The 23,680-nt window shown below is 37.9% G+C and carries 23 protein-coding genes; 8 read left to right on the forward strand and 15 right to left on the reverse strand.

Features of this window, described 5'->3' with window-relative positions; translation table 11 throughout:
- Positions 1 to 98: 98 nt before the first annotated feature.
- On the forward strand, positions 99 to 860 hold the full coding sequence (locus K5Q07_RS04900; RefSeq protein WP_220729974.1) for a potassium channel family protein: 762 nt from the start codon (positions 99 to 101) through the stop codon (positions 858 to 860).
- A gap of 3 nt (positions 861 to 863) precedes the next feature.
- Here K5Q07_RS04900 and K5Q07_RS04905 read toward each other — a convergent pair whose 3' ends face one another.
- On the reverse strand, positions 864 to 1,853 hold the full coding sequence (locus K5Q07_RS04905; RefSeq protein WP_220729975.1) for an NAD(P)/FAD-dependent oxidoreductase: 990 nt from the start codon (positions 1,851 to 1,853) through the stop codon (positions 864 to 866).
- Positions 1,854 to 1,934: 81 nt separating this feature from the next.
- On the opposite strand from K5Q07_RS04905, the gene K5Q07_RS04910 reads away from it, so the two are divergent.
- Positions 1,935 to 2,714, forward strand: a complete 780-nt coding sequence (locus K5Q07_RS04910) for an alpha/beta hydrolase (RefSeq protein WP_054606143.1) — start codon at positions 1,935 to 1,937, stop codon at positions 2,712 to 2,714.
- Positions 2,715 to 2,924: 210 nt separating this feature from the next.
- Positions 2,925 to 3,887, forward strand: a complete 963-nt coding sequence (locus K5Q07_RS04915) for a nucleoside hydrolase (RefSeq protein ID WP_054606142.1) — start codon at positions 2,925 to 2,927, stop codon at positions 3,885 to 3,887.
- A 40-nt stretch (positions 3,888 to 3,927) separates the two neighbouring features.
- On the opposite strand, the gene K5Q07_RS04920 is transcribed toward K5Q07_RS04915, so the two are convergent.
- Complete coding sequence (locus K5Q07_RS04920) at positions 3,928 to 4,731, reverse strand: Cof-type HAD-IIB family hydrolase (protein ID WP_220729976.1); 804 nt, start codon at positions 4,729 to 4,731, stop codon at positions 3,928 to 3,930.
- Positions 4,732 to 4,795: 64 nt separating this feature from the next.
- Positions 4,796 to 5,194, reverse strand: a complete 399-nt coding sequence (spx, locus tag K5Q07_RS04925; protein ID WP_220729977.1) for a transcriptional regulator Spx — start codon at positions 5,192 to 5,194, stop codon at positions 4,796 to 4,798.
- Positions 5,195 to 5,439: 245 nt separating this feature from the next.
- Here spx and K5Q07_RS04930 point away from each other — a divergent pair, with 245 nt between their 5' ends.
- Positions 5,440 to 6,999: a bifunctional metallophosphatase/5'-nucleotidase gene (locus K5Q07_RS04930; protein ID WP_220729978.1), complete on the forward strand. Its 1,560-nt coding sequence runs from the start codon at positions 5,440 to 5,442 to the stop codon at positions 6,997 to 6,999.
- Positions 7,000 to 7,049: 50 nt separating this feature from the next.
- On the opposite strand, the gene rny is transcribed toward K5Q07_RS04930, so the two are convergent.
- Complete coding sequence (gene rny, locus K5Q07_RS04935) at positions 7,050 to 8,642, reverse strand: ribonuclease Y (RefSeq protein ID WP_220729979.1); 1,593 nt, start codon at positions 8,640 to 8,642, stop codon at positions 7,050 to 7,052.
- Positions 8,643 to 8,815: 173 nt separating this feature from the next.
- Positions 8,816 to 9,769 carry an alpha/beta hydrolase gene (locus K5Q07_RS04940; RefSeq protein ID WP_251067640.1) on the reverse strand — a complete coding sequence of 318 codons (954 nt, stop codon included), beginning with the start codon at positions 9,767 to 9,769 and terminating at the stop codon, positions 8,816 to 8,818.
- A 115-nt stretch (positions 9,770 to 9,884) separates the two neighbouring features.
- Between K5Q07_RS04940 and K5Q07_RS04945 the strand changes: the two genes are divergently transcribed.
- On the forward strand, positions 9,885 to 10,316 hold the full coding sequence (locus K5Q07_RS04945) for a helix-turn-helix domain-containing protein (RefSeq protein WP_220729981.1): 432 nt from the start codon (positions 9,885 to 9,887) through the stop codon (positions 10,314 to 10,316).
- 51 nt (positions 10,317 to 10,367) lie between these two features.
- Here K5Q07_RS04945 and K5Q07_RS04950 read toward each other — a convergent pair whose 3' ends face one another.
- Entirely contained in the window at positions 10,368 to 11,696 is a 1,329-nt protein-coding gene (locus K5Q07_RS04950) for an ammonium transporter (protein WP_220729982.1), read from the reverse strand.
- A gap of 238 nt (positions 11,697 to 11,934) precedes the next feature.
- Between K5Q07_RS04950 and K5Q07_RS04955 the strand changes: the two genes are divergently transcribed.
- Positions 11,935 to 12,750 (forward strand): SAM-dependent methyltransferase, encoded by an 816-nt coding sequence (locus tag K5Q07_RS04955; protein ID WP_373310040.1) that lies wholly within the window; start codon positions 11,935 to 11,937, stop codon positions 12,748 to 12,750.
- Positions 12,751 to 12,972: 222 nt separating this feature from the next.
- Here K5Q07_RS04955 and K5Q07_RS04960 read toward each other — a convergent pair whose 3' ends face one another.
- Positions 12,973 to 13,506, reverse strand: coding sequence for a hypothetical protein (locus K5Q07_RS04960; protein WP_220729984.1), 534 nt, complete (start codon positions 13,504 to 13,506; stop codon positions 12,973 to 12,975).
- An 18-nt stretch (positions 13,507 to 13,524) separates the two neighbouring features.
- Positions 13,525 to 13,905: a hypothetical protein gene (locus tag K5Q07_RS04965; RefSeq protein ID WP_220729985.1), complete on the reverse strand. Its 381-nt coding sequence runs from the start codon at positions 13,903 to 13,905 to the stop codon at positions 13,525 to 13,527.
- An 86-nt stretch (positions 13,906 to 13,991) separates the two neighbouring features.
- Between K5Q07_RS04965 and K5Q07_RS04970 the strand changes: the two genes are divergently transcribed.
- Positions 13,992 to 14,882, forward strand: a complete 891-nt coding sequence (locus K5Q07_RS04970) for an RluA family pseudouridine synthase (RefSeq protein WP_220729986.1) — start codon at positions 13,992 to 13,994, stop codon at positions 14,880 to 14,882.
- Positions 14,883 to 14,958: 76 nt separating this feature from the next.
- On the opposite strand, the gene K5Q07_RS04975 is transcribed toward K5Q07_RS04970, so the two are convergent.
- The 4 genes from K5Q07_RS04975 to K5Q07_RS04990 form a co-directional block, all read right to left on the reverse strand.
- Positions 14,959 to 17,349 carry a phosphoketolase family protein gene (locus tag K5Q07_RS04975; protein WP_054606131.1) on the reverse strand — a complete coding sequence of 797 codons (2,391 nt, stop codon included), beginning with the start codon at positions 17,347 to 17,349 and terminating at the stop codon, positions 14,959 to 14,961.
- Between the two features lie 240 nt (positions 17,350 to 17,589).
- Positions 17,590 to 18,309, reverse strand: a complete 720-nt coding sequence (locus K5Q07_RS04980) for a GntR family transcriptional regulator (protein WP_220729987.1) — start codon at positions 18,307 to 18,309, stop codon at positions 17,590 to 17,592.
- A 65-nt stretch (positions 18,310 to 18,374) separates the two neighbouring features.
- Entirely contained in the window at positions 18,375 to 18,692 is a 318-nt protein-coding gene (locus K5Q07_RS04985; RefSeq protein ID WP_251067641.1) for an ArsR/SmtB family transcription factor, read from the reverse strand.
- A 23-nt stretch (positions 18,693 to 18,715) separates the two neighbouring features.
- Positions 18,716 to 19,279 (reverse strand): cadmium resistance transporter, encoded by a 564-nt coding sequence (locus K5Q07_RS04990; protein WP_220729989.1) that lies wholly within the window; start codon positions 19,277 to 19,279, stop codon positions 18,716 to 18,718.
- Positions 19,280 to 19,396: 117 nt separating this feature from the next.
- On the opposite strand from K5Q07_RS04990, the gene K5Q07_RS04995 reads away from it, so the two are divergent.
- Complete coding sequence (locus K5Q07_RS04995; RefSeq protein WP_054606127.1) at positions 19,397 to 19,894, forward strand: aminoacyl-tRNA deacylase; 498 nt, start codon at positions 19,397 to 19,399, stop codon at positions 19,892 to 19,894.
- 11 nt (positions 19,895 to 19,905) lie between these two features.
- Here K5Q07_RS04995 and K5Q07_RS05000 read toward each other — a convergent pair whose 3' ends face one another.
- From K5Q07_RS05000 to K5Q07_RS05010, 3 genes are all read right to left on the reverse strand, one after another.
- Entirely contained in the window at positions 19,906 to 20,547 is a 642-nt protein-coding gene (locus tag K5Q07_RS05000; protein ID WP_220729990.1) for an HD domain-containing protein, read from the reverse strand.
- Between the two features lie 135 nt (positions 20,548 to 20,682).
- Positions 20,683 to 21,180 carry a DUF1836 domain-containing protein gene (locus K5Q07_RS05005; RefSeq protein WP_034530989.1) on the reverse strand — a complete coding sequence of 166 codons (498 nt, stop codon included), beginning with the start codon at positions 21,178 to 21,180 and terminating at the stop codon, positions 20,683 to 20,685.
- Between the two features lie 53 nt (positions 21,181 to 21,233).
- A complete protein-coding gene (locus K5Q07_RS05010; protein WP_220729991.1) occupies positions 21,234 to 23,585 on the reverse strand; it encodes an HAD-IC family P-type ATPase in 2,352 nt (783 codons plus the stop codon).
- Between the last annotated feature and the right edge of the window lie 95 nt (positions 23,586 to 23,680).

The raw sequence follows: 23,680 nt of genomic DNA on the forward strand, positions 1-23,680 counted from the left end.
CAATTGAAAGATTGGTCGTTTTTTATTTGCTTTAAACTAACTTAAAGGTAAAATGATTATAATTGGGTTAAGAGATAGAGAAAAAGTGAGTTGAAATAATGAAACAATTTAAAAATAAAACCGTCGAATTAATATATAGTCTGTTTATTATTTTCATCGCCGTTGCATCAGTTGCGATGGTCGGATTAGACTACTTCGGCGTTATCAACATCTACCATGGTATTTTAGGTAATATTTACTATGGTATCTGGATTTTCTACATTATCGATTACATATCTGGCTTTCTTCTGGCCAAAAACCACAAGCAATTCTTATTAGAAACATCACTGGACTTGATTTCACTAATTCCAGCCCATCCGATTTTCGTTGTATTTCGTTTATATCGTGTGATTAGGATTGTTCGTCACTACAACCTATTCTGGAAGTTCGGTTGGGACGGAAAAGTAACCGGTGGCATCCACCGTTTCATTTACGACACTGGTTTTATCTACCTATTTTCAATCAGTATCGTGATTTTAATCTTCAGTGCCTTAATTTATTCGCACTTCGAACAACACAATCTATCGACCTCATTATGGTGGGCAATTACCACTGCCACTACCGTTGGTTACGGTGATATTTCTCCACAAACCGCTGGTGGTAAACTAATTGCCGCATTCCTAATGTTCGGTGGAATTGGTTTTATTGGTTTGTTGACCTCAACGATTACCGACTTCTTCACCCATGGTGATAAGGACGAAACAGACGATAAAATCGATAATTTAACTAGACAAATCGAAGCTTTGACCAAGGAAGTCCAAAACTTACAAAAGACCGTCAAAAAAAATAGCACCCATTCAAAGGATGCTAATAAAAAATAATTTTTATGATAATTGAGTACTGTGAATTGGTGCTCTGTTACCTGGGTATAAGTCGTTCATAATCGCGTTAATTGTGATTGGAACTTCACCGAATCCAGTGGCAATGATGGTTTGCTTACCATCATATTTGGCTTGATCACCTACAGCGTAGATGTTTTTGATATTGGTTTGAAGATTGCCATCAACCTTTGTGGCATGGTGGTCTTCTTCAATATCAACATTCCAACCTTGCATGTCTTTATTATTAGAAATGAAACCGTAATTTACCAGAATCTTATCAACGTCAATATCGATGAATTCATCATCAGTTTTCATCTTCTTAGCGTGGACTCTAACTTGGTTTTTGTCCACGTTTTCTAATGACTTAATCAAGTATGGAGTCACTAGCTTGACACTTGATTGTTTCAACAAGTTAACGGTGTGTTCTAGTCCTCTAAATTCGTTACGACGGTGCAACAAGTAGACTTCATCGGCAATATCTTCTAGCATTAGTGCTTGATCAATTGCTGAATCACCACCACCGGCAACTAAAACTTTTTTATTTTTAAAGGCATCTAAGTCCGAAGCGGTGTATACTAGTTGTTGGTCTGAAATTGTTTCGACACCATCAGCACTTAGTTTACGTGGGTTAAATGCCCCGTTACCAACTGCAACAATGATGGATTTAGTTTTGGTTATCCCCTTATTTGTGGTAACCTTGAAAACGTCGTCGACTTTTTCTACGTTGACTACTGTTTGATTCAACTTAATGTCACCATCCATGGTGGCAAGTTGTTTCTTCAAGTTAGCCACTAAATCACGACCTGAAATCGCAGGATAGGCTGGGATATCTAGAATCGTTTTTTCTGGATATAGAGCATTTACTTGTCCCCCTAGTTCTGAAAGACTTTCGATGATTTGGAATTTGGCAGTACGTAGTCCGGCATAAAAACCGGCAAACATTCCAACGGGGCCTCCTCCAATTATCGTAATATCATAGATTTCATCTGACATTTTATTTTAACTCCTTTTATTTTGGTGTTATTTAATATATTATGTATCTTATAATTATACTTTAGCAAAGGAAGAACAATTATGCACAGCAAACGCAGAAAAATTATCATTGGGATTGTTTTGATTATTGAAGCAATTGCCCTATTTATCACTACCTCATGGATTTTTAGAGGTCGTGTATTAAATGATGTGAAGGTAGATAAGACTAGAACTGCTACTATCTTCATCCCCGGTTATGGTGGTAACGCCGTTTCAACCGATGACTTCATTAATCAATTCAACGATCATGGCATTGCTAAGCGTGCTCTTCGTATTCATATTTCTAGCAAAGGTAAGGTTACTACCATGAAGAAATATGTCAAGAAGATTTCGGCTGACAACCCATTAGTTCAATTAATCTTTGAAGACAACACCCACCCAATCAAGGAAGCTAAACAAATGAAGAATGTGATGACTTACTTATACAAGACTTATCACATTAAATCAGTTAACTTCTTAGGACACTCTTCGGGTGGTCAAATTGCTTATGAATACATGGTTAGAAACCCTAAGCAAAAAAATGCTCCTAAGATTAACAAGTTTGTAAGTATCGCAAACGACTACCCTGCCGGTGACAAACGTGCTAAGAACTTACCACGTAACCTAAAGATTTTTAACATCGCTGGTGAAATCTACAACGTAGGTACCGATGGTGAAGAAGCCGTTGATATCGTTAAACCAATGGGTAAACTAGTTAAGCCTTACGTTAAGAGCTACCAATTCTACCTATACCGTGGAGATCCAATTTCTGCTGAACATTCAATGTTACATGAAAACCCAACATTGGATAAGACAATTGCTGAATTCCTATTTAGAAACTAGCAATCAATCCCGACTTCGTTTAGAGGTCGGGGTTTTTTATTAACAAATTTCTCATTTTCGTTAAATTTGTTCGGCTTTTTATATCATTTAGTTAAAAACTTCTTAGTATCCCCTTTTATTTTGGACTGAAAGCCCATATAATTAAGTTAATGAAAAATGTTCACGGACAAAGATCCGTGAGGGGAATTAATATTGGGAGGGTTTTTCATTATGGCAAAGCAAAAAATTATTTTAGACGTTGATACAGGTGTCGATGACGCAATGGCTATCGCCTACGCTGTCGCTGCCCCTAACGCCGATTTAGTAGGTGTTGTGAACTCATACGGAAACGTATTGGTAGAACAAGCCGCTAAGAACTCACTAGAAATTCTAGACCTATTAGGTGCTACTGACGTACCAGTATTTGAAGGTGAACCACATTCGCTAGAAACTGACAGTTTCGAAGTAATGGAAGTTTCAGCTCACATTCATGGTGTAAACGGTGTTGGTAATGTAGAACTACCAACAAGTAGCCGCCAAGTGGAAGAACAATCTGGTGTCGACTTCATTATCGAAGCTGCTCACAAGTACGGTAAGGATTTAACAATTATCCCTACTGGTCCACTTACCAACCTAGCCTTAGCACTACGTAAGGACCCATCAATTGCCGAATTAATCGGCAATGTTACGCTAATGGGTGGAGCTTTAACAGTTCCTGGTAACGTTACTGATGCTGCTGAAGCAAACATCAACCAAGATGCTACTGCAGCCAACGAAGTATTCAGAAGCCCACTACACGATACTATGGTTGGTCTAGACGTTACATTAAGAACTCTACTAACTAAAAAAGAAACTCAACAATGGCGTGACTTAGGAACTGTTGCTGGTGAAAAGTTCGCCGATATCGTTGACTACTACATCGATATTTATGCTGAAATGTATCCACACTTAGGTGGTTGTTCACTACACGACCCATTGGCCGTTGGTGTTGCTTGTGACCCAAGTTTCGTTCAAACATTGGACTTAGACCTATTGGTTCACACTGGTGAATTAAACTACGGTCGTACTACCGGTGATACTGCTCACCTAGACGATCCAAATCCTACTGCTAGTGTTGCTATTCAAGTAGATGAAAAGCGTTACCTAAAGACATTTATGGAATACTTAAACTACTTATTCGCAAACAACAAGTAAACAAAAAGGACTTAAACGAATTGTTTAAGTCCTTTTTTATTTAGTCTTTGAAGTATTTGTGTAAAAACACTGCCACTCCATCATCATCGTGGTCGACGGTAATGTCTGTGGCGATTGCCTTAATTTCATCGGAAGCATTGCCCATGGCAACACCCACTTTGGCTGCTTCAATCATTTCGTAATCATTTTCCGCATCACCAAATGCCATCAGGTTGGAAAAATCCATGTCTAAGTGCTTTAACAAGATATTTAAACCGTAAGCCTTACTCATGTTTAATGGCAAGAATTCCATTATTTTGGGCTGAGAACGGACAATTTTATAATGGTCAGTAATTTCTGAAGGAAAATTAGCACGTGCATTATCCAAGGTCGCTATTTGTTCTGACATAATTGCCTTACTGTATGGCTTATCATCTAATTCCTTGAAACCCGTTGGAACGAATTCAAGTGGTGAGTTCAAGACTTCCTTATAGGTTGATTTCACCAAGTCGGTTAATTCATAGACCTTTTCAAAGTCCAAGATATCCAATGGTAAATCATGATTCAATGCATATTGATGAATCAATGAAAAATCTTTTAATGTTAGCCCCTTTTGATTTAACACATGTTGATCATGATTTCTGATGACCATCCCACCATTAAAGGTAATGGTGTAATCATTTTCTTCGGTTAATCCCAGTTGTTTTACATATGGCCAAACCGCATTGATTGGACGCCCTGTACATAGGACAACTGCAATTCCTTCTTTATGTAATTTTTTTAATTTTGAAACATTTTCATCACTAATTTTTTTAGCTGAGTTCAATAGTGTGTTGTCTAAATCCAGCGCAATCATTTTTATCATAATGTGACTCCTTTTGAGTGAATAAAAAAACGACATTACAAAGTAATGCCGTCACTCTAAAATATTAAGCTTCCAACTGTGATTCTAATTCTTTTAGTTCAGTTTCACGAATGGAACGGGGTAAGAAACGACGAATTTCTTCCTCATTGTACCCAACTTCCAAGCGTTTGTCATCAAATACAATAGGACGTTTGATAAGGTCTGGGTACTTGACAACTAAATCTACCAAATCTGATAGTGACAAGCTATCAAAATCGATGTTTAGCTTTTTAAAAATTTTGGATCTTGTTGAAATAATGTCTTCGCTCCCATTTTCAGTAAGACGCAAGATTTGTTTTACTTCGTCTGCATTCAATGGGTTTGAATTGATATTTCTTTCGCGGAAAGCAATATCATGAGCCTTTAACCAAGCTCTGGCTTTACGACTGGATGCACTACTTGGTGCGACGTAAAGATTCAACATTTATATCACCCCTTAATCGCTTAATTTTTATAAAAACAATTATGGTCAGGTTAGTAATACTTACTAAATGTAAATACAATTAACTGTAATTATAGTAACATATTCATGAGATAAATCAATTTAAATTTTTATTAAGAAAAGGCAAATGTTAATCAAATCTTAATTTTTCATTTTTTAAAAAGTGATAGAATATACACAATAAACAAAACGAAAGAATCGTAATAATTCTATACGGGGGTGGCACGATGAAAATAAACCTTTTAGAAACAAGTGATACGCACGGCTTTTTGTTTCCCACCAACTATGTGAACTTAAAGGACGATAAACCCTTCGGAGTGCTTCGTTGTGCTTCTGCAATCAAGGATCTTAAAAATAGACTAGATAACGTCGTAGCCATCGATAACGGTGATTTCTTGCAAGGTTCTGCTTTAGCATATTACATTGCCGAAATCAAAAAGCAATCTGCACCAAAACAAATTAACGATGTCTTCAATGCCATCGATTATGATTTTGGAGTATTAGGAAATCATGAGTTTAATTATGGATTATCATATTTAAACAACACCATAAATGAGTGTAATCGCCATTTTATTTGCGCGAACATTATCGATCAAGATGGTAACCACCCATTTGGTAACCCGTACGAAATTAAAGATATCAATGGTGTGAAGGTTGGATTTTTGGGTCTAACCACTCAAGGCACCACTAAATGGGAAAAAAGCTCTCATTTAGCCGGCCTAACCTTTCTTTCTGCCAAGGACACCGCAGCCAAATACATCCCTGAAATGGCCAAAAAAACCGATTTAAACGTCATCGTTTATCACGGTGGAATCGAACGTGATGAAGAAGGTGTGCCTACCGAAGTATTGAACGGTGAAAATGAAACATACGACATCTTGGCTCATGTTAAGGATGTCGATGCCATCATCACCGGACATCAACACAGAAAAATCGCCGGTCACCTATTAGGTGTGCCAATCATTCAACCCGGTCATCGTGGCCAATACATCGGCCACATTGAATTAGACGTCCAACAAGATGACGAGGGTAAATACTTTGTAAAATCCAGCGAAGCCGAACTACTTCCAACCAAGAAGTACCCCGTTGATCACGAAATTGCCGATAAAATGGATGATATCCAAGAACAAATCAATCGATGGCTAGACGAACCAATGGCTCACATTGATGGCTCCATGGACTTCGACAATGCCTTTGAAGCCCGTTTGCACAAGACTAGCTTTATTCAATTTATTCAAAATATTCAAATGCAAACTATGGGTGTTGATATTTCAGCGACCGCCCTATTTAATGACGAAGCTCACGGTTTTGAAAATCCGATTACAATGAGAAATATCATCACTAACTACGTTTACCCTAACAGTCTATCCGTACTAAAGATTACCGGTGCTGAATTAAAGGCAGCCATGGAGACTAGTGCAAAGTACTTTGACTACCAAAACGGTAAGATTGGTGTTAACCACGATTACATCTTCCCTAAGTTAAAACATTATAACTACGATATGTATGAAGGAGTTAACTACGTAATTAACGTCGCTAAGCCCGTTGGTCATCGCATCGAAGACCTAACGTATCATGGCAAGCCAATCGACGACGATGATGAATTAAAAATTGTTTTAAACATCTATCGTGCCGTCGGTGGTGGAAACTACCAGATGTTTTCTCAAGACAAAATTATCAAGTCTGATGATCGAATGATGAGCCAATTAATCGCTGATTACTTAAGAGAACACAAGACCATTAAGGCCGAAAACAATCATAACTTCAAAGTCATCTACAGACCATAAAAAAAGAGTTCCAAAACATCATGTTTTGGAACTCTTTTTTAATAATAGCATTAAGCTTCTTTAACTGTATTATGATTGCGTTTCTTGTTCTTACCAACGTATTGAACAGCTTTAAGTTCACGAATGGTAGTAACCTTAATCTTACCCGGATAGGTCAATTCATCTTGAATTTGATCCTTAACGTGCTTAGTTAATAACTTACTGTTATCATCATTTAACATTTCAGGATTGACGATAATTCTGATTTCACGACCAGCTTGGATTGCATAGCTATCACGAACACCCTTGTGTTGGTTAGCAATGTTTTCAAGGTTGCGTAAACGACTAACGTATTCTTCAATCGATTCACTTCTAGCACCTGGACGAGCACCGGAAATGGCGTCGGCAGTGGCGACTAGAATAGCAATTGGGTCGGTTGGTTCAACGTCGCCGTGGTGAGAAGCAATTGAGTTAACAACGACTTCGTTTTCACCAAAGGCTTCGGTTAGTTTAACCCCTAGTTCAACGTGGGTTCCACCAACTTCGTGATCAATGGCCTTACCAATATCGTGAAGTAATCCAGCGCGCTTGGCTAATTGGGTATTCAAACCTAATTCTGCAGCCAATGCACCGGTTAATTGAGCAGTTTCAATTGAGTGGTACAAAACGTTTTGACCGTAACTAGTTCTGAACTTCAATTTACCAATAATCTTCATCAAGTCAGGATGAACACGACCAACGTGTAGTGAGTGAACCACTGTTTCACCAGTTTCACGTAGTCCAGCATTGACCTTTTGAGTAGTGGTATTAACCAGATACTCGATGTTGCTGTTGGTAAAGTGTCTAGAAATAATTAGGCTTTCAATAGTTGTACGAGCAATTTCTCTTCTAATTGGATCGTGAGTAACAATGTGAAGTAGTAATGGATAGTCTTCATCAAAGATTAAATCAGTTCCAGTTAGCGTTTGAAGCAAGCGAATGTGTTGTTCGTCTTTACCAATTAACTTGGATTTGATGTCGCTACTTGGCAAGGAAATGTTTCTTTCAATGTGGCTTCTAGGTTCATCCCTAGGTCCTCTTTGAATGGCTTCGATTACTAAGTCATTAGCAATCTTGTTAGCAGCAACCTTGCTTTCTGATAAGTTGTACTTAACTTCAATGTCTTTTTCACGACGAAGAGCGTTTTCGGTATGATTCAACACAGCATGACGAGCATAATTCTTATCAATGTGACTGATTGATTGTAATGTTAATTCACGTTGTTGCCAAATGTCTTCAGCTTGATGCATGACATCATCGATATCATCTTGGACCTTAGCTTGTTCATCGCTGCGTTCATTTAAATCATTAGTATATTTAGTTAGGCGGTTCTTCATTTGTTCCAAGTACTTTTCGTGTTGGTTCAAACGGTTTTCGCGGGTGACGTTCTCTTCTTTTTGAGATTCGATTTCATCATCGGCAATCTTTTGGTATTGCAAAATGTCTTCTTTATCATCAGCGATAATTTGTTTAGCCTTTATTGCTGTTTCATCAGCGCTTCTTTGTAGATGTTGAGCTGCCTTACTTTTGGCAGCATCAACTTGACCCTTGATGCGCATATCACTAACCCAAAAACCTAATAAAGCACCAGCAATTAAAAATACTAATGCGGCTAGTTCAATCAAAAAGCGTCCTCCTTTCTGATTTTTTTATTTATTTTTTTTAACGATTATTAAACGTATTGTTTGATGGTGTTATTACACACTATCTATAATAACATTTAACCCCCTATTTGATACACTGAAAGTTTTTAAAATTATGAAAAAGGCGCTAGATTAAACATCTAACGCCCTTCATTTTATTTAAAATATTTGTTCAAGAATCCCCTAATTGTATCAACATACAACTTTGGATTAGTTTGATAAGAAGCCGCATGGGCCGCATTTTTCACAATTAGTAATTGTTTTGGTCCCTTGCTTGCCCTGTATAGTGGATAAACCATTCGAGTTGGCACGAACTTATCGTTGGCACCATGGATGAATAGCATTGGACGATGGTTCTTCTTCACTTGATTTAATGATGAAGCTTCGTACATGCTGTATCCAGCTCTAATGTGGGTAATGCCACTTAGGATTGGTACCAATGGCCAACGTGGGAATGCTGGCATGTGGTAAAGTTGACCGGCTTCGTAATTGATTTCATCAGCTACACTGGTGTATCCACAATCTTCAACGAACGCTTTTACTTGATGTGGAACGTCCTTTTCACCGGATACCATCATGGTAGTAGCTCCCCCCATGCTTACACCAAACATCACAATTTCAGTCTTTGAACCTTGGTACTTGATGACTTTCTTCATCCATTTAATGTAGTCTAAACGATCTGGCCATCCGTAACCAACGTAATTACCTTCACTTTGTCCTTGTCCTCTATCATCCGGGGTTAAAACGTTATAACCCATTTGATGGAAGATATAGGCATAAGGCGCCATCTTTTCTTTATTACCCATGTATCCGTGAGCAATCACAACTGTCTTATTGGTCTTCTTGTCGGCTGGAATGTAGTTTGCCACCAGCTTTAAGTTACCGGTCGCAGACTTTTGAGTCCAGTGGATCTTTTTGACGTTGTAATACCACTTAGTACCAGGATATAATGGTGAATTTTTCTTAACTTTGTCGTTACTCAAAAAGGTCTTGTGTGAAGGAACAACGGCAACGTTATAGAAATACATTCCCGCTCCCACAAAACCAACTACCGTTAATATGATTAATGTAATCACGATACCTAATAAGATTTTAGTTTTCTTTTTCAAGATAGTACTCTCCATTCAGCATTTAATAATTCGAGTATAGAGTTTCGATAAATAAAAAGCAACTCCCCGCCAATTTGACGCATTTTCGGTTATAATATGCATAGAGGTGTTGTAAATGTTTCCGATTCGATTAAGAGCTCTTCGTAAAGGGCAACATATCAGTATGAACCAACTTGCAAACAATCTAAACGAAAGATTTCCAGAAGATGAACACAAAAATACCCCATCACAAATTGGTAATTGGGAACGCGGGATTCGTTCACCTTCTTATGTCGAAATCAAAAAACTGGCACTGTACTTCAATGTCAGCATGGATTATTTGACAGGAAGAACTTCTGTTGAACACTTCAATCTAGGTAGCGTCTTAATGGAGAAAAACGAATTAACCTTTGGTAACCATATTTTGGATCAAGAAGACAGATACGAAGTATATCAACTTATCAACGGATATCTTCATGGCAAGGATCGTCAATACCTAGAAGATGGTGAACAACCCGAAGCATACCAAGAAGAACTTAATTTAAATTTTGATGACTATAAAATGTAAAAAAACTCCAGAATATTTCTGGAGTTTTTTTGTATTTAATATTTATGGTAGCTAATCTTTTGGTAGATTTGGATTATCTAAGTGGTTAATTTGCCCCTTAAATTCATCAGCATTGACTTCGATATCTTTACTGTGATCCTTGCCAGTTTCACCGTATGAAACCATATAATCGGCAGTTTCACCGTGTTCTACGATATCTAGACCAGCTCTTTCTTCTTCTTCAGTTACACGCATTAGCATTACTAGTTTTAGTAGTGAAATAATAATTGCACAAGCGACAGCAACGAAGATAACTGTTACTAAAGTAGCCATGATTTGAGTTATGAATAACTTCATACCACCACCATAGAATAGACCGTTGTCTACAACTGAGCTATTTACTGCCTTAGTAGCAAATAGACCAGTCATGATACTTCCGACCATTCCTGAAACACCATGACAGCCAAAGGCATCTAGTGTGTCATCGGCACCAATCTTAGCCTTTAATACGTTTACATAGAAATAACTTACTAGAGTAGCAACAATACCGATTGCAAAAGCACCGGCGATGGTTACAAAACCAGCGGCTGGAGTGATACCAACAAGTCCACAAAGTGTACCAGTACAGATACCACCTAATTGTGGCTTACCTACAAAGTGCATGTCTAATAGCATCCATACCATCATTGAAGTTGCAGCAGCAACAGTTGATGTCATGGTAGCTTGCATTGCAACATTGCTTACACCTAGAGCTGATCCGGCGTTGAAACCATACCAACCAATCCAAAGAATGGTAGTACCTAACAATACCCATGAAAGGTTGTAGTGCTTAGTTTTCTTACCGAAGTTTAATCTCTTACCTAGGTAAATTGATAATACCAACGCAGTAACCCCTGCATTAATATGTACGACAGTTCCACCAGCAAAGTCTAAAGTACCAAGCTTGGCTAAAAACCCAGTTGGTGACCATACCATATGTACCATTGGGTAGTAGATGATAATTGACCATAGGATTACAAAACATAATAGGAACTTGAAACGAATACGTCCAACGATCGCACCAACGAATAGCGCTGGAGTGATAACAGCGAACATCATTTCAAAGATTGAGTAAATGCTTACTGGAATCTTAGTTGGTGTTAACTCGTTTAAGTTAATTCCATGCATAAATGGATGTGCTAGGTTACCGATAAATCCACCTATATCACCTGAGAATGATAGGCTGTAACCAAATGCAATCCAAAGAATAACTGCTAAACCAGTCATAATGAAAACTGACATGGTAGTGTTAACAACGTTTTTCTTTGAAACTAGGCCCCCGTAGAAGAATGCTAGACCTGGTGTCATAAACAGAACTAAAATACTTGAAATAAAAACAAATCCCGTACTTGCTAAATCCATCAATATCTACCTTCATTTCCTTATAATGTCATATCATGTAACATATTATAGCATTAAATTTTAATAAGTACAGGGTTAGTTGTCTTTAATTTTAAATTTTCACCATTTTTACGTCACATCATGTTATATGATATTACATAAAGTGATGCTTTTTGCATTCATATCAGTTTTCCCATAGAATAATACTTAACCAACTCAAGGGAGTTAGACAATGGATAAAAAGAAATTACTTAAAAAAATGAAAAAAAATAAAAAAATCATTCATAAACCTTCATACATTGAAAGAATGAAGAAGTATTATGATTTATTCAGTGATTTTTCCGATATTAAATACCTAATCAACAACGTCTTAGAAGCTGACCGTTTGTTGCAACAAAATCAATTACCACAAGATTTACCGGTATTATTATTACCAGACGATATTCAAGACACCATCTTCGCCTATGTAAATGATAAATACCCAATGGGCGATCCTAAGGGTGATGCCGTTTGGAATCAATTCGTCGACCAATTACCAAAATTGGACCAAGATCTTCGTGAATTCCGCGACTACTTGGAAGACCAATATGGTATGTGGGCATACATTTCCGCCCCATTTACCAATGACATCGCTAAGTTCTTAAATGGTAAAAAGACGCTTGAAGTGATGGCCGGTAATGGATACATCTCAAAAGGATTACGTGAAAATGGTGCAAATGTCATCTGTACCGATAATCTAGCATGGAAGAAAGAAAACGAAACAGGTAAGCACTTGGTAACTGATGTTGAATCACTAGATGCAATCGATGCATTCAATAAATACAAGGACGAAATCGACTACATCATCATGTGCTGGTCACCTGATGGCGTCGATATCGACTGGAAGCTATTATCAGCAATTCGTGAATCAGGTAAGAATATTCCACTAATCACCATCGGCGAAGAGTACGGTGCCACTGATTCTAAGCAATTCTGGGACAATGCCGAATTCATCGAAAATGATGACGTTAAGAATTTAAATCGTCACCACAAACCATTTGATTTAATTGAAGATCAACTATACTTAATCAAATAAAAAAGAGCGTAACTTCAAATGAAGTTACGCTCTTTTTGGCATCTACTAAGTAGACGGATAAGTGGTGTTCACATCACCAACATATCAGACACGCGAATTACGTCCGCATAATGTGTCCCCCTTCGAAAATATCGCTTAATCACATCTTGTGAATACAACCATAGTTGCGCGATCTCCTCGACTCATCGCAACAAGTAGTATAACACATCTGATTAGATTAGACTATTTTTTCTTGGTGGTCTTTTTAGTAGTTTTCTTCTTAGTCGTGGCCTTTTTCTTGTCTGTCTTTTCTGCAGCTTCTTGTTCAATCTTTTGATTTTCTTCGATTGCAGCAAGTTGGTCGTTTGCCCATGCACACAGTTTAGCGCTTAATTCGTCGTTTACCGCAAATTCGTCTTGTGATGATAATTCATCAATACGCATCATTGAACGGTTAACATCGGGTGATTCTACGAACATGTAGACATTTAGTGGACAATTAGTTTCGTCACTCATCATCTTTGAGATATTTTTGATATATCTGTATGGCAAGTTAACAATGTTGTTTTGGAGGTAAAAACTAATGTCTTCGCCCTTCACTTGTAGTAATGCAGAAGCTAGGCGACCACTATTTACTTGTTCTTCCATAAAGTCCATCAATGGTTGAAATGCTTTGGCAGTGTCCTTCTTCAAATCAGCTAAAGATACTTCGGCTGAGTAGGTTTCAAAGCTTTCAGCAGTTACATCATCGATAAATTTTTGTGCATCCATTTCCATATTATTAAAACACCTATCTTATTTTTTTACGTTCTTTTTCACGATTCTTACGTAGTCATTTTTAATTTGTTTAGCAGCAATTCGATACCATAGTAAGTTCACAATGATTCCTAATACCGCAAACACTACTGCGAGAATCGAAATACTATTATGACCTTGGGTCGCAAAAATAAATACAATTCGAATCATTGTTAAAGTATAGATACCCACCACGAATAATAGGAAGTGGTAAGCTAGACGCCACTTAAGTAAGCCACCTATAATTAGAAGTAGATATAATACCGTCGCAACAATAATTGTCTTGATTAGATCTTGGGCATTTCCACCCATCAAAAAATCACATATAATAAACATTACTAGTGATAAGAGACTCCAAAGGCTGATAATCTTTTTATTCATAACGTCCTCCGGTTTAAAATTACTATTTACACCTTATCACAACTCGACTGAATATAGTAACACATTTGACTAAAAGAGGTGAAAAAATGCAAAAATGGGAATATAAACTCATCGTTTCAAACGCTAACGAAGAAACATCGCTACGAGAATACCTACAAAAGCAATTATTAATCCCTAAGCATCTCATCTTCTCACTTAGGACCAATGAACGCGTCTTGGTTAATGATAAGTATTTGCCCATGAATTTCGCGATTAAAAACGGTGATGAAATCCATCTAACATTTGTTGAAGATGATTTTTCACTACCGGTGCAAAACTTGATTCCAGATGATTCGATTAAACCTGATATCTTGTACGAAGATGACGATTTGTTGGTTGTCAACAAGCCCCGTGGATTCAAAACCCACCCTAATCAACCAGGCGAAAACAACACCCTATTGAACTTTTGTGAGGCCTACCTTAATCACGCCAATCAACACGCATTCATGATTCATCGGTTGGATCAATTTACCTCTGGTGCCATTATCGTTGGAAAAAATCCGGCAGTCGTCCCTATTTTAGTCCGTCTAATCAAGGACAAAACAATTCATCGAAACTATCTCGCATGGACAGATGGCATATTTAATACGCCAACAGGTACCATCGATAAAGCAATTGGCTTTGATCCAGATGATAAACGAAAAAGAAAGATTGATGGGATAAAGCCACTCCAAGCCAAAACCGACTATCTGGTTAAATCTACCACCAAAGAGCACTCACTGGTCGAATTATCACTGCATACTGGGCGGACTCATCAACTGAGGGTCCATTTAGCATCCATTAGCCATCCAATTGTGGGCGACCCTTTGTATAACCATAATTCGGATAGTGATGAAATGTTACTTCATTCATGGAAGTTAACATTAATTAGACCATATCATATGGATCAAATTGAGATTGAATCACCATTACCCGATTCATTTCAAAAATTTATGTAAACAAAAAGAACCGTATCTTGCGATACGGTTCTTTTCTTTATGGTTTGACCATAAGTGAATCAGATAAATTATCTAATTACTTTAATGGTTTCCATTGCCATTCGTTAACTTCTGGTAAGTCAGTACCAACTTCACGGATGTAAGCATTGTGCTTGTCAACCATGTCGTTCATACGTTGTACGAATGATGCACCCTTAACAGAGTATTCTGGAATGTCGTTAACAACTTCCTTAGCTAGGTCGAAACGATCTAGTTGGTTCAATACACGCATGTCGAATGGTGTAGTGATATCACCGTTTTCACGGTAACCGTGAACGTGAACGTTGTGGTTGTGACGATCGAAGAATACATCCTTAACAAGGCCTTCGAATCCGTGGAATGCGAATACAACTGGCTTGTCAGTAGTGAATAGACGGTCAAATTCTTCATCAGTTAAACCACGAGGGTCAACCTTAGGTGAACGTAGTTTCAAGAAGTCAACAACGTTGATGAATCTGATCTTCATTTCTGGGAATTCGTCGTGTAGTAATGAGATAGCAGCTAGTGATTCCCAAGTTGGTTCAGTACCAGCAGCAGCAATAACTACATCAGGTTCTTGACCTTGGTCAGTTGAAGCCCAGTCGATGTAACCTAAACCATTGTTTACAAGGTTAGTAGCTTCTTCAATTGAGAACCATTGTGGACGTGGGTGTTTTGAAGTAATGATTAAGTTAATCTTTTCTTGGCTGGCGAAAGCAACGTTACCAACAGCTAATAATGTGTTAGCATCAGCTGGTAAGTATTCACGAATGAATTCTGGTTTCTTTTCAGCTAAGTGAGTTAACATACCTGGATCTTGGTGAGTGTAACCATTGTGATCTTGTTGGAATACAGTTGAAGTATCAACAAAGTTCAATGATGGGTACTTCTTTCTCCATGGTTGGTCAGCAGCTTTACGTAACCACTTGAAGTGTTGAGTTAACATTGAGTCAACAACACGACCGAATGATTCGTAAGTTGCGAAGAAACCATGACGACCAGTTAATACGTAACCTTCTAACCAACCTTCAGCTTGGTGTTCTGAAAGTTGTGAATCGATTAAACGACCTGATGGTGATACGTATTGGTCATTTGGTTCCATAACTTCTTCCATCCATTGACGGTTAGTTTCAGCAAACACACCGAATAGACGGTTTGACATTGATTCATCAGGACCAAATGCACGGAAGTTATCTGGGTTAGCCTTCATAACGGCACCTAACCAGTTACTCCATACAGCCATATCTTGGGCTACAGTTTCACCTGGAGTCTTAACGTCAACAGCAAATTCTTTAACGTCTGGTAAGATAAGTGGCTTAGGATCGATACCACCGTTAGTAATAGGGTTAACTGACATTCTTCTGTCACCCTTAGGTGCTAGAGCCTTAATGTCATCCTTGATAGTACCGTCATCGTTAAATAGTTCTTCTGGTTTGTATGACTTCAACCAGTTAACGATTAAGTCAGCGTGTTCCATCTTGTCTGATGAAACATCAACTGGGATTTGGTGAGCACGGAATGAGTTTTCAATTGGGTTACCGTCTAAGTCAAACTTAGGACCAGTCCAACCCTTTGGAGTTCTAACAACGATTACTGGCCATACTGGTTCAGTAGCAGTGTCAGCAGTTTGGTTTTCACGTGCATTCTTTTGTACGTCTTTAATTTCTTGAACAGCTTCGTCCATAACCTTAGCCATCTTTTCGTGGTAAGCCATGTGATCATCGAAGTCTTGTTCGTTTTCAACGAAGTAAGCTTTCCAGCCCATACCCTTGAAGTAGTCAGTAATTTCTTGGTCTGACATACGTGACATGATAGTTGGGTTAGAAATCTTGAAACCGTTTAAGTTAATGATTGGTAGAACGGCACCATCTTTAACTGGGTTGATAAACTTGTCTGAGAACCAACTTGCAGCTAGAGGACCAGTTTCTAATTCACCATCACCAATTTCAACAGCGGCAATTACATCAGGGTTATCAAAGATAGCACCAACACCGTGGGCTAGTGAGTAACCTAATTCTCCACCTTCATGAATTGAACCTGGAGTTTCAGGGGCAGCATGTGATGCAACTCCACCAGGGAATGAGAATTGTTTGAATAATTTAGCCATACCCTTTTCATCTTGTGAAATGTTTGGGTAAATGTCTGAGTAACTACCATCAATGTATGAGTTAGATACCATAACTTGGCCACCGTGACCTGAACCTTCAATGTAGAACATGTTTAGGTCATACTTGTTAATAACACGGTTTAAATGTGCGTAAATAAAGTTTTGAGATACGATAGTACCCCAGTGACCGATAGGCTTAACTTTAACATCACTTGATGTTAATTCTCTCTTTAATAATGGGTTATCTTTTAGATATAGTTGACCTACTGATAAGTAGTTAGCAGTACGCCAGTATTTATCTAATTCTTCCAAGTATTGCTTGGAATCGAAATCTTGAGCCATTAATTAACACTCCTTTTAAATAAAAACTATTGAAATTAATAATGGAAAAATCATCAGACTACGCCCGATAATTTTAATTACAATGAATATAATAAAGACTTTTTGCAAAAAGTCAACCTTTTTGCAAATTGATACGGTCCAATTTTTTCATCATAATTAAACCATTATTACATCGTCATTATTATGAACGATTTTGGCATAATAGTCCAATGATTTTCATAACTTTTTCTTATTAATTTTCTATACCATAACAAAAGTATTGTAACGTAAATATTGGTAGTGCAGACGCATGTTTGAGACCTCAAATGGAGTCCCGTCATCTAGGAAGAAAATTCCTTCCATGACACCAACTGGTTCGGTTGGCTTTAAGTCAAGCAATTCTTGATCTTGTTCATTCGATGGGCTAGCCAATATTGATAGGAATGAACGAGTGACACTCTTGTTAATTGTGTCTTCAACGTAGTTAAAGATAGACTTTTCGACAATCTCTTGTGTTAGTTCAGGAGCAATCTTAATTGGAATATATCCTGTTTCTATCATGAACGGTTTGTCATCAAACAAACGAAGTCGTTGAATTTCGTACACGAAATCCCCTTCGGCTAAGAATAAGTCTTGTTGAATTTCTTTGCTGGCAGGTACAACCTTGAAACTCAATAACTTAATCTTTGGAACTTTCCCCTGGCTCTTCATACTGTCAGTAATCCCTAGGTTAGAACCTTCGTAATGAAAAATTGTTTTATTCTTCATAAATAATGGATTAATAAAAGTTCCAGAACCACGTTTTTTGAAAATAATGCCGTCATCAGCTAACACTTTCAACGCCCGTTTCACTGAACTGCGGCTTACGTGGTATGTCTCACTTAATGTTCGCTCGTCGGGCAAGCGCTTATTAGGAAATTTGTTATCGACTATCTTTTGCTTCAAGTCGGATGACACTCTCCTGTAAACTAAATCAGCCATTTTCTACTCCTTGCGATTAATTTTCTAAAAATCAGTATAACAGATTTATCGAGACAACTTTGCAATTAAAATAAATTCTTCGGATGAGGTTTACCCACCATCTCATGTTTGACGTGTTGAATCATATCCGAAATCATCTCTACAACGTGTGGATCGTCGACACCGTATAATACGCTGATACCGACTTTTTCCTTACATACAATTTGATACTTATATAGGATACCAAGTTGTTTTGAAACCACCGGTTGATCCAATTTAGTCGCTTCACAAATTTGATTTACACTTAGTGATTCGTCCGCATCCATTAAGGAAGTAATGATTAAAATTCGACGTTCATTACTTAACACCTTATAGATGGCTGCGACTTCCTCAATGATTTTCATTTTGTCCTGCATTTAAACATCCCCTAGAACCAAGAAATCACGTGGGCGATTAATCCACTGTCGAATAATACATAGATTCCGACACCGATGTAGACCACCTTGGTCAAAATCTCACCGTATTTTTCCATCAAGTCATTAACCACTTTAATGTTACCAATCCACTTAATAATCAAAATGATTAAGATGGATAAAATCGTCAAGACTGCAATTACTTCGACAATTTGAATTGCGCTAATTGTAGATAGTACTGGTAAGAATAACGCCAGGTTGCATCCCGCACATACAGATAAGTAGGTAATTAGTGTAATCACTACAGGTGACTTGTGGTTCACCTCTTTGGCATCTTCGTCTTCATCTTTTAGTGCCATGTAGATAGGTAGAATTCCCATTAAACCTAATACCCATTCTGGTAGAAAACGGTCTAGGATTTGGCCGACACTAAAACTTAGAATTAGTAATATCCATAATCCGATTAGGTACCCCATCATTACAGATCCTAGTTTATGTTTCTTCAACAAAAGAAGTAGAATGAAGAAGAAGTCTAGATTCACCCCTAAAAAAGTAACTAAAATTAATAACCAATTCATTTATTTGTCCTCATTTCTTATATACCTGTTTTTATATATACCATTTTCGGTATATACTACATTAACGTGAATCGGTTGTCAATTCTATGCTAAAATAATTATCGAGGTGATTTTGAAATGGGAAAAAAGAAGAAAAATAAAGTTCATAAGACTTTAGTCGAACAAATTCTTGATAAACACAACATTTCTTATATCCAACACCAATTCGCAACACACGACGAAAATAACGTCGCTCAACTAGAAGTCGAAGAAGACATGGATCAACATCGTATCTACAAGACATTAGTGCTTGAAGGTAAGGAAACTGGTCCAGTTGTTGGCGTGGTGCCCTTGGATCAACATTTAGACGAAAAGAGACTTGCCAAAGAATCTGGCAACAAGAAGGTCAACATGGTTCCATTAAAGGACCTATTAAAGACCACTGGGTATGTTCACGGTGCTAATACACCAGTTGGAATCTACGAAAAATTCCACTACCCTATTTATATTGATAACGAAGCTAAACGCCAGGGCCAAATCCTGGTATCATCAGGACAAGTTGGTCGCTCCGTTGAACTAGACGCAACTGATTTAGTTAATTTAGTTCACGGTCACTTCGTTGATATCGTAAAGTAATTACGTATCTATTAATGAATGCCTTGCCATTCATTCTTAAATTCCCTCACAAAATCGTGCATATATTGACTACGTCTGTCCGCCATCTTCTTGGCCACCGGCGTATTCATTAAATCAGGTAATTTGAATAACTTTTCATAAAAATGATTAATGACCGTTGTATGCTCACGATATTGACTTTTGTCCATATCATTGCGAGGCATTTGTTCGGGGTCATAAATGGTATCGCCAAAGTGACCGCCGAAATACATAGCTCGAGCAACGCCAATGGCGCCAATCGCATCTAGTCGATCGGCATCTTGGACGATTTGCCCATTAATCGTTAATTCATAGTGATGCTTTAGGTTCGCACTGTAAGACATGTGCGTAATGATATCCATCACTTCAACAATTTGACTTGAGGTGTAATCCAGTTTTGCTAACTTGGATTGCACCTCTTTTTGTTTGTCATATGTATTGTCTACCAACTTATCGTCGATAACATCGTGTAAATATGCTGCGGTTAAAACAATCAATAAATCAGCGTCTTTGGTTTGTTCTCCGATTGTCTTAGCCAATGCCACAACACGTTGAATATGCGTGTAGTCATGACCGGTAGTGTCGTTACCGAGTTCCTGTTCAACGTATTGTTTTAATTTATCGATTGTTTCCATAATATCCACCCCACCGTTTATTTATAGTTTATTTTATATTATTTGAATTCACTTTTCTTTAAAATCGTTTTTTCTTTGTCGTTTCAAAATAACCCCAAACAAAAAAGCACCCTACCAACGTAGGATGCTTTTTTATTATTCATAAATCATATCTTCAAAGATTTCGTTAGCAATCAATCTGTTAACAATGGTGTCAGCGATTGAACTTAGTAGTTGTTCAATTTCTGAATCGTTGTTAGCTACTGACTTGCCGTCTGCGATATGGTGTAGCTTTTGAACCAACATTTCAATGAATTCATCATATGCTTGTTTAGGAAATTGTTGTTTGGTAATTTCGTCAATTCCGCGTCTGATGTCCTTAATTGAAAAAACTGGTTTTAATAAACTGATAATTATAATGTCTGCCACGTGGACAGTTTGATATTTCTTTTTAACTGGCGCAAATGTCGCCTTGTTTTTTACGTAATTATTAACCATGGACTTAGTTACCGTATCCATCCCTAGTGGTCCAATCGCCTCGTTGACAACGGCCACTAGCTGATCCATGTATAAATCAAACTTAGGAAGTTCTTCCCATTTTGGCAAAGTAACTTCTTTCATTTGGTCCTGCCACTTGGTATATTTGCTGTTCATTAGATCACCTCAATATCATTATTATATCATATCAAGTAGTTTTATATACTAGCTTAAATGGAGTCATCAAATTTTTCAGGATTAATCTTTATCAAAATTCGACGGACAACTGATGACATCACGATAAACACAGGTACAGCAGTCACTACGACAAGTGATGCTGGAATAAAGATTGGCATCTTGAATACATCTACCAGTGAAAATACTGATGGGAAGAATAAAAAGATAGCCGCAAATATAACAATCGATGGAACGATAATGGATAACTTCACCTTGCTTAGCGGACGTGAAGCCTTGAATAACGCAATCCAGTAAATAAATCCGGTAACCAAGACACTGATTGTCGATCTTTGAACGTAACCAAAGTGGAACGCCTTACCGATATAGATTATCAATACGACGTATCCAACAATCGTCATCGCTGCAGGCAACGCAATGTTGTAAATTTTGGCACTAAACTGATTAGTAACTCGTTGATAATTTGGTGCCAAGGCCAATAGGAACGATGGCAAGCCTACCATAAAGGTATTGATTGGTGTTAGTTGAATTGGTTGAAATGGGTAGCTGTGAATGCTAAACATAAACAAGATGGTAAGTGATAACGAGAACATTGTCTTAATCAAGTATAGCGAAGCCACACTACCAATATTATTGATAACACGACGTCCTTCAGCCAACACATCGATCATCGCTGAAAAGTTCGAATTAATTAAAACGAAGTCAGCAATTTCCTTAGTACTTTCACTACCGGACGCCATCGCGATTCCACAGTTGGCTTGTTTCATCGCCAACATATCATTCACACCGTCTCCAGTCATCGCAACTGTATTACCATTCAATTGATATGAACGAATTAGACGTTTCTTTTGTTGAGGTGTCACACGACCAAAGACTGCGTTATTCTTTACCAATTCTTGGTAATCGGCATCAAATGGCACTTCTGTCATGTCGACAATCTTGTCGCTGTCCTTTAGACCCACTCGTTTAGCAATTGCACTAACAGTCTTAGGATCATCCCCAGAAATTACCTTCAAATCGACACCTTGGTCGACGAAGTATTGAAGAGTACTCTTAGCGTCTGGTCTAATTTCATCACTGATTAGGATTAAACCAAGTAGCTCAGCATCATCTAAGTCTTCGGTTAGATCCTTGTGACTTTGTAGCAATGCCAAGACCCGATAACCTTGGTTCGCGTATCCACTAATTGCGTCAGACACTTCTTTACTCATGTTTTCAATGATGAACTGAGGCGCACCCATGATAAAGTTTCCTTCGGTGGTGTCCACCCCACTCCACTTCTTATCAGATGAAAATGGGAAGCTCTTTACAATCTCGACATTTGGATTTTTAATAGCCTGTTTGATTGCTGCAGATGTTTCGTTATCGTCTTCAAACGCGTATACCAAACTACCCAAAATGTGCTTTAACTCATCCTTGGAATGATGATTGTAAGGTAATACATCCTCGAATTTTAGCTTTCCAGATGTAATCGTCCCTGTCTTGTCCAAACAAATGGTATCAACTCGTGCCAACGTTTCAATCGCAGGTAGTTCACGCACTAAAACCTTGTGACGAGCCAGCTTTGCAGCAGATACTGCAAGAGTTACAGACGATAGTAGAACCAATCCTTCTGGAATCATTCCAATCATCGCAGCAACGGTTCCTAACATTGCTTGATCGATGTTATCCCCGCGCATAATCTTGGTGTACAACAGCAATGCACCCAATGGAACAATCACAAATGTTAGCCACTTAATGATTTTGTTGATGGTCTTTAGCATCTTGCTGTCGGAATCCTTCTTAGTACGACTAACTTCGAATTCCATCCTATTAATGAACGTATCTTCGCCAACTTCGGTTGCCACAATTCTGGCACTACCACTTAAAACGACACTACCAGATGTAACGGAGTCACCGTGATTTTTTTCGATTGAATTAGTTTCACCGGTGATTTGAGATTCATCGACTTGAAGTGAATCTGAGGTTAGGACTCTCCCATCGATTGGAATTTGGTCCCCATGGCCGATTAACAAGACATCCCCTAAGACAATGTGGTCATCTTCGACTTTTTTGATTTGGCCGTCACGCACGACCCTAATCAATCCTTGTGATAAGATTGCCATTTTATCGAGTTGACGTTTAGATCTAATTTCTTGGATACTACCGATAACGGTGTTAGAAATCGCAATCACTAAAAACAATAGGTTTTTGTAGTCACCAGTGTAAAAAACCATTGCCGCCAAAACGATATTGATAAAGTTAAATAATGTGAAAGCATTTCCCTGTAAAATTTGTGGAATGGTCTTGGTGAAACCCTTCCGTTTAGTGTTATGTAAGCCTTGCTCATATAGACGTTTGGCTTGTTTGGTAGTCAGTCCCTTTTGACTGTCTATTCGTGATTGCAAAAAAACACCCCTAACGTGTAAAAAATTTGATTTATATTGTTTTTAAGGACTATCATTAATCATGGTACTTAAATAATCAAAGGAGGCCATTTTAT

The organism is Apilactobacillus zhangqiuensis (assembly GCF_019656215.1).
GTDB classification, from domain to species: domain Bacteria; phylum Bacillota; class Bacilli; order Lactobacillales; family Lactobacillaceae; genus Apilactobacillus; species Apilactobacillus zhangqiuensis.